The following is a 6,434-nucleotide window of genomic DNA, read 5'->3' on the forward strand; positions in this document are numbered from 1 at the left end:
GGCGATCGCAATGTCGCGGTAGCTCGCGCCATTCGAGTGGCCGTCAGCGGCCTGTATCATCAGTCGAATGCGGCGGCGCTGCTGCGGGGTCATCCGCGTGTCCGAAGGTGTGGGGCGCCCCTGCCAGGCCCGCCAGAAACGGGTGAGTGCTTCGATCCGTCCCAACGTTTCTGCATCCAAGGGGATCAGCGCCGCCACGTGGCCGTGCGGATCACTGCCCGGCAGAAGGAGAAGTTGGGTCGCGACGCCTGCACTGTGGACGATGTGACGTCCTTCGGGGCTGTCGTGGACCGCCCCAAGACCGGTCAAAGGCGCCGATCGCAACGACGACAGGAATTCCGGCGCCGGCACGAGAGAAACCACAGCTGGATCGACGTCAGGCGACCACAGAACGTCTTGCGCCAAGGCGGACAAATCCGGCCTGGCCGGGAAATCGCAACCCCCACAGCCGCTGTGTCTCAAGGTGGAAGGGTGCTTTTTCGGCCCTGGTGGTCAGGAGCGCCTGATAGTGCCGTTGATAGGGTTCGTGACGCCGCAGACACTCCCAGGCGAGCCCTTCGACGGGCAATGTATCGAAATAATCATAGCTGGCATTGTCTCGCCAATGCGACGTATCCGGCCTCATCCAAGAGCTCCTCACGCAAGAAACGCGTAGACCCCGCCTCAAAACAATTCCGGGTTGTAGCGATTGGTGGAAGACCCTCGCCGGGCATCGGGTGATGCCGTTTCGGCATCACCCGGGAACGACAGGAGCGGTGGTGCTAGCTGCCTGGTTGACGCAAAAGATGGCGGTAGCCAGCACGCGCCATCCAGCGCGCTCGCGCCAGATGGCTGTCATGGATTCGCCGGGCGCGTTGTGGCTCCTTCGTCAGATCAATGCCGAAGAGAATTTCGACCACCTCGCGCCAGTCCGCGCCGTCGTCGGCGGCGTCGAGCAGGCGCACATAGAGCTTGACGTGTTCCCGATCGTATTCGGTGAGTTCGTCACTGGTCGGCGCGGTTTCGTCAAACGGCTCGATCATCGCTTGCCTCGTCTTCAGAGTGAAAGCCTGCATTTTATAGAAACAACAGCGCCGACGGAGGATGGTTGATTGGCATCAGGCGATGCGGTTTCAGCATCGCTCTCGGCCTGAGTGAACCGAACCGCACGTCCGCGCAAGAAGGCCCCGGCCTTTCGGCCGGGGCCTGCGCGGGTCCTCAGTCACCCCGCCGCGCGTTCGGGCGGGACCAGATGAGCGAGAAACCCTCACCTTCCTCGTCGTCGAAGAGGTTGGCGTAGATCGGGGCGTTGAAGCTCGGATCGTCCAGCTTGAGACCGAGGTAGTCGCGGCCCTCGTTGGAGGTCTTCGACCAGGCGGCGCCGATCTCGGCGCGGCCGACCAGCACCCGGTGGCTGGGAGCGTTCTCGCCAGTGGCGCGGGTGTCTGGGACGATGCGCACGTTCTTGGCCTGGACGCTGAGGGTGACGATTTCGCCGGTGTACTCGTTCGAGGCGGTCTTCTTGAAGGTGCCGATGGTAGCCATTGTAAGTCTCCGTTTTCTGTTCCCGAGCCCGCACCATGCGGCCTCGATGGCGATCACTTGGCCGGAGGCGACCGACGACGCATCGCTTGCGACCGGAGCAACGCGGAGGACGGCGCAGGAACGACTTTCTTGTCTCGCGAGGAATGGCGGCGCTCGGGGTCCCCATGCGCTTGCGGCATGGGGTGGGAGCCGGCAGGGGAAGAAAGTCGAGACGCGCCGTTGCGGCCTAGGCGATCGAGGCTTCAGCCGTCCTTCGGCCAGATCAGCCCATTGAAGAGGCCGTTTGGAGCGCTCTTGGGACAGATTGGCAACGGAGACGTTGGCGTCCAACGCGCCGCCAGCAGATCGCTACGCGTTCACTGGCGTCGTCCACGGATTCCAGGCGCCGGAAACCCACGCACCTCCAACGCCGCGGCCACCGGCCGCGCTGCCGTGCTGCCACCGACTTGTCGGCCTGCCTTGCGGCGTCGACCGAAGAAAATCCAAATCCACAAACGAGGCCGCGCCGGCGTGGCCGTTGCTCGATCCTTGGCATGCATCCCGAGTGCTCCAACCACCGATGACAAGGAGGCCAAGCCTTCATCGCTCTGGTCCATCCGCCTCGCTCGCGCGGGTTTAAGCTCGAACCATGCCCCTACCGGATTGGTCGCCGGCAGCCATGCCCGCGACCCGCAGATATGCCGTGACGCCGACGGCGATCGCGCCAATGGCGGAAAAGACGATCTGCCAGGTTTCCGAAGGCATCATGTGCTTCGCGATGCCATGGATGGCATGGTAGCCGGCAACGATAGCGGGAGCGACGAAGACCAGCGCGATCGCCAGCTTCGCCCACATGGGCCTGATAACGCCGAGGAGGATTTGGCCGACGCCGAGCGTCAACCCGGCTGCGAGGATGCCGACAAGGATCGCGCCAAGCCAGCCGGCACCGGTGTTGAATGCCCATGTACTTGCGGTGACGCCGACGAACAACGGGAGGGCGACGATAGCAAGCGTGAAGAGCAACCAGCACAAGATGCCGATGGCCGCGATGCAAAGGAGAATGCCGAGGATGATCATGGTGGTGTCTCCGAGAGAATAGCTCTGGTGATTGCGCCTTCCACCACCACCTGGCGCAGTGCTCAGCGTAGCAAAGGAAAAGCGCGGGCGAAACCCGCCGGTGTTCTTGCATCGCCGGGCGCGATGTCCGCCCCGTCATGGGGCGAACGGGTCGATTTCGCCGATGACGGCGGTGTYGTCGCCGTCATACTCGTTCGCTGGCACGACCGAGAGAGTGCCGTCGCCAGCACGAAAGATGACGATGGTGACCATGAGAGTGGCGGCGAGGCTGAAGGCGAAGGCATGTGCGTCGGTGAGGGACATCGACCCGGCTCCTGTTTGAAGCGGAGGGCCCTCCCCCGCTGACAGGCGCCCGATGTGTTCGGCCGATGGCCGCAATCACCGCGAAGCCGAAGCCGGAGCGGCGGCACGCTTCGCGTAGTCCGACCCCTTGCGGGTTGATGGCGTCAGGCCATCGGCTGGACCAAGGATCAGCGTCGCATAGCAGGGGTGGTGCTTCGTTCCTGGAACTGACGGACGGACAATGCCGAGCGAGATACAAGCGATCTCCCAAGCCGCCTGTACCGCTTCTCGCGCCTGAACACCGCACTCGGCTCGAAGTCTACCGAAGACCGGGTTCCCAGTTCGACGGGAAGTCGTCCGCTTTGCGCCAGAGCGGTCATCCGTCGCCGGTTCCCGAATGACCGCAGTTGGCCGCAAGCGGTCCGACCGGTTATGGTAACATCGAGAATGCAGACATTCAGTCCGGTCGGTCCGAAGCGTCGAATGACCTAAAGCAGCCATTCCCATAGATGCTGCACGAACTCCTTGCAGATTGCCCTTCCTCCTTGCCCTAATGTGCGCTGGACTAGCTGGATTCCTTGCGTACCTGATCAAGCAACCAGTCCTGAAACGCATTTGTCAGGCTTGAAGGTGACTTCCTGTCCGGTATGACCGCATAGTAGCTATTTTCCGTGGTGATCGATTGGCCCGCAGTCACGTGAAGCCTGCCGGACGACAATTCCTCCTCGATTAGGTACACCGGCAACAACGCTACACCGATGTCGGCGGTGGCGGCTTCGATAATCATTCCAAATTGATCAAAGCGCGTCCCATGGTAAGAGCCGGCAGCGTCCAACTCATTTAGGGCAAACCAGTCCGACCAAAGTTTTGGCCGAGTTGCTAGGTGAAGGAGCGGCATCAAGCAAATGTCAGCGGTCGTTTCTATGCGGCTCGCAAGCACTCGACCGGCGACCGGAACGACGGTTTCACTGCATAGGAAGGTGCAGTTGCCGCCGGCCCAAATCGGCTGACCATAGTGAATGGCGATGTCAAAGTTTTCCTCTTCGAAATCGAAGCGCTGAGAACGCGATGCAAGGTTGATTGTAGTGTTCGGATGAAGCGCGAGAAAGCGACCAAGCCTTGGGGTGAGCCAGCGAGTCCCGAATGTAGGCAGCGTCGCCACCGACAGTAAGCCGCCGGTGTCGCCAGCAGCGACGGCGCGGATGATTGTCTCTTCGGCCTGCAGCAGAAGCCGCCTCGCATCGGGCAGAAGACGTTTGCCTGCATCAGATAGTAACGCGCGTTGCCTGATACGCTCGAACAGCTGGATACCGAGCCGCGTTTCAAGATCCTTTATCTGCCGGCTGACGGCGCTTTGCGTTAGGTTGAGTTCGAGCGCGGCGCGGGTAAAGCTGCCGTGCCGAGCTGAACATTCAAAGGCCTGAAGATTGATAAGGTCCGGCAAGAGTCGTCGGGGTATGGTCATTCCAAATCCGCATCAACCGAGAAGAATTTTTCAACATCAACGATATCTAGATGGCACTATGATCGCAACTACGAATGAAGTGCAGGAGGATCATAATGCCGAAGCACCACGAAAAGCTGGCAGGAGACCACGTCTCGTCCTGCGAAATCCGCTCCGCCTTCTCGGCGGCGATGTCGGCCATGTACCGGACCGAGGTTCCTGCCTACGGCACGCTGATGGAACTGGTCGCCGAGGTGAATGCCGAACTGCTGGATGGCACGCCAGTGCTGCGCCAGCGGCTCGAGGCGATGGATTCGCTCGACCGCATTTCGGAAGAGCGGCACGGCGCGATCCGCCTGGGAACGCCGGCCGAACTCTCGATGATGCGGCGGGTGTTCGCGGTGATGGGCATGCAGCCGGTCGGTTACTATGACCTCAGCGCGGCCGGGGTGCYGGTCCATGCGACAGCGTTTCGTCCGGTTGGTGCCGAAGCGCTCAGCCGAAATCCTTTTCGCGTCTTCACCTCGTTGCTCAGAAGCGACCTGATCGGCGACGAGGTTCTGCGTGTGGAAGTGGAGACCATTCTTGCCGCTCGTCGGATTTTCACGAACAGCGCCGTCGAACTCACCGAAAAGGCCGAGACGCAGGGCGGCCTGCTTCGAGCCGATGCGGATCGGTTTGTCGCCGAAATCCTCGAGACCTTCCGCTGGCATGACCAGTCCTGCGTCAGCATGGAGATGTACCATAGGATGCACCAGCAGCATCGGTTGGTCGCCGACGTGGTCTCTTTCAAGGGCCCGCATATCAACCACCTGACACCGCGCACGCTCGACATCGACGCGGTGCAGGCCGGCATGCCCGCGCGCGGCATCGAGCCTAAGGCGATCATCGAGGGCCCCCCTACTCGCAAGTGCCCAATCCTGCTCAGACAAACGTCGTTCAAGGCACTGGACGAACCGGTCTCGTTCAAGTCAGACAGAGGCGGCTGGACGGCTGGCTCGCACACGGCGCGTTTCGGCGAGGTCGAGCAGCGCGGCGTGGCGTTGACACCGAAAGGTAGGGCGCTCTACGACAGCCTTCTGGAGACCACGCGTAAAATCGTCAAGCCTGCGGCCGATGGGTCGAATGCCGATGACTACGTCGAGGCGCTGTCACATTCGTTCCAGTCGTTTCCCGACACGTGGGAATGCATTCGCACGGCGGGCCTTGGCTATTTCGCCTATTCATTGACTCAGGGAGGGCGTGAGGCCGGCAGTGCCTGTGACAAGGACACCGATCATCTGGTGACGGAAGGCTTTGTCAGTTTCGACCCGATCGTCTACGAGGATTTCCTGCCCGTCAGTGCCGCCGGCATCTTCCAGTCCAATCTTGGCGACGAGGCGGCTGAGGACTTCGTCGCCAGTCCCAATCGGCAACGCTTCGAAGCTGCTCTCGGCGCCTGCGTGCTCGACGAATTCGAGCATTATGCCGCCATGGAGCATGCGTCGATCGAAGAGTGCCGGCGTTCACTGCGCAGCCTCCGGGCGGCCGAGTAGGCGGCTGATATGATCCGCGAGCGGCACAAGGCGGCGTTGGTCGAGATCCTTGGCGACAAAGGGGTCCTCCAGGATTCGGCTGGCATGGCACCCTATGAGAACGGTGCCCGCTACGACCAGGGCCGCGCCGCGCTTGTGCTGCGTCCAAAGAACACGGCCGAGGTATCAGCTTGTGTTGCCTATTGCGTTCGGGAGGGCATTCCGTTCGTTCCGCAGTCCGGCAACACCGGTCTGGTTTCTGGCTCTACGCCGGACGCCAGCGGCGTGCAAATCGTGCTCAGCCTCGATCGCATGGCGCGTATTTTCGAATTGGACGCCGACAACCGCTCGCTGCGTGTCGACGCCGGCATGAGGCTGTCGGACATCAACGGGAGGCTTCTGGAAAGCGGCCTGTTTTTTCCGATCGACCTTGGCGCCGACCCGCGCATCGGCGGCATGCTGGCGACGAACACCGGGGGCGCGCGCTTCCTACGATACGGTGATGTGCGCAAGAATACGCTTGGCCTGAAGGTCGTCCTGGCGGACGAGGCCGGTACGATTGTCGATCRGATGTCGGGGCTGCGCAAGAACAACACCGGTGTCGACTGGAAGCA

Annotated in this window: 9 protein-coding genes; 2 read left to right on the top strand and 7 right to left on the bottom strand. The window is 61.9% G+C overall.

The genetic code is table 11. The features are described from left to right. The 7 genes from ACXJ7R_RS21800 to ACXJ7R_RS21830 form a co-directional block, all read right to left on the bottom strand. On the bottom strand, nucleotides 1–405 hold a 405-nt coding region (locus ACXJ7R_RS21800), incomplete at its 3' end, for a DUF2285 domain-containing protein (RefSeq protein WP_457153659.1). Beyond that, nucleotides 377–625 (bottom strand): transcriptional regulator domain-containing protein, encoded by a 249-nt coding sequence (locus ACXJ7R_RS21805; RefSeq protein ID WP_457153660.1) that lies wholly within the window; start codon nucleotides 623–625, stop codon nucleotides 377–379. The genes ACXJ7R_RS21800 and ACXJ7R_RS21805, both read right to left, overlap by 29 nt. Nucleotides 626–761: 136 nt before the next feature. Next, entirely contained in the window at nucleotides 762–1,022 is a 261-nt protein-coding gene (locus ACXJ7R_RS21810; protein WP_112099290.1) for a DNA -binding domain-containing protein, read from the bottom strand. Between the two features lie 175 nt (nucleotides 1,023–1,197). Continuing rightward, complete coding sequence (locus ACXJ7R_RS21815; RefSeq protein ID WP_457153661.1) at nucleotides 1,198–1,524, bottom strand: DUF736 domain-containing protein; 327 nt, start codon at nucleotides 1,522–1,524, stop codon at nucleotides 1,198–1,200. Nucleotides 1,525–2,139: 615 nt separating this feature from the next. After that, nucleotides 2,140–2,580 carry a hypothetical protein gene (locus ACXJ7R_RS21820; protein WP_457153662.1) on the bottom strand — a complete coding sequence of 147 codons (441 nt, stop codon included), beginning with the start codon at nucleotides 2,578–2,580 and terminating at the stop codon, nucleotides 2,140–2,142. A 135-nt stretch (nucleotides 2,581–2,715) separates the two neighbouring features. Next, entirely contained in the window at nucleotides 2,716–2,883 is a 168-nt protein-coding gene (locus tag ACXJ7R_RS21825; protein ID WP_457153663.1) for a hypothetical protein, read from the bottom strand. Between the two features lie 544 nt (nucleotides 2,884–3,427). Further along, nucleotides 3,428–4,327 (bottom strand): LysR substrate-binding domain-containing protein, encoded by a 900-nt coding sequence (locus ACXJ7R_RS21830; RefSeq protein ID WP_457153664.1) that lies wholly within the window; start codon nucleotides 4,325–4,327, stop codon nucleotides 3,428–3,430. Nucleotides 4,328–4,422: 95 nt separating this feature from the next. Between ACXJ7R_RS21830 and hglS the strand changes: the two genes are divergently transcribed. Together hglS and ACXJ7R_RS21840 are read left to right on the top strand one after the other, a co-directional pair. Beyond that, entirely contained in the window at nucleotides 4,423–5,841 is a 1,419-nt protein-coding gene (gene hglS, locus ACXJ7R_RS21835) for a 2-oxoadipate dioxygenase/decarboxylase HglS (protein ID WP_457153665.1), read from the top strand. Between the two features lie 9 nt (nucleotides 5,842–5,850). Continuing rightward, nucleotides 5,851–6,434: FAD-binding oxidoreductase (locus tag ACXJ7R_RS21840; protein ID WP_457153666.1), on the top strand; the 584-nt coding region annotated here is incomplete at its 3' end.

It is taken from the genome of Mesorhizobium sp. P5_C1 (assembly GCF_054049815.1).

What these genes read in the sequence shown, in the direction of transcription:
- ACXJ7R_RS21805 (WP_457153660.1), bottom strand. Translation starts at nt 625, where the DNA reads ATGAGGCCGGATACGTCGCATTGGCGAGACAATGCCAGCTATGATTAT.
- ACXJ7R_RS21810 (WP_112099290.1), bottom strand. Translation starts at nt 1,022, where the DNA reads ATGATCGAGCCGTTTGACGAAACCGCGCCGACCAGTGACGAACTCACC.
- ACXJ7R_RS21815 (WP_457153661.1), bottom strand. Translation starts at nt 1,524, where the DNA reads ATGGCTACCATCGGCACCTTCAAGAAGACCGCCTCGAACGAGTACACC.
- ACXJ7R_RS21820 (WP_457153662.1), bottom strand. Translation starts at nt 2,580, where the DNA reads ATGATCATCCTCGGCATTCTCCTTTGCATCGCGGCCATCGGCATCTTG.
- ACXJ7R_RS21830 (WP_457153664.1), bottom strand. Translation starts at nt 4,327, where the DNA reads ATGACCATACCCCGACGACTCTTGCCGGACCTTATCAATCTTCAGGCC.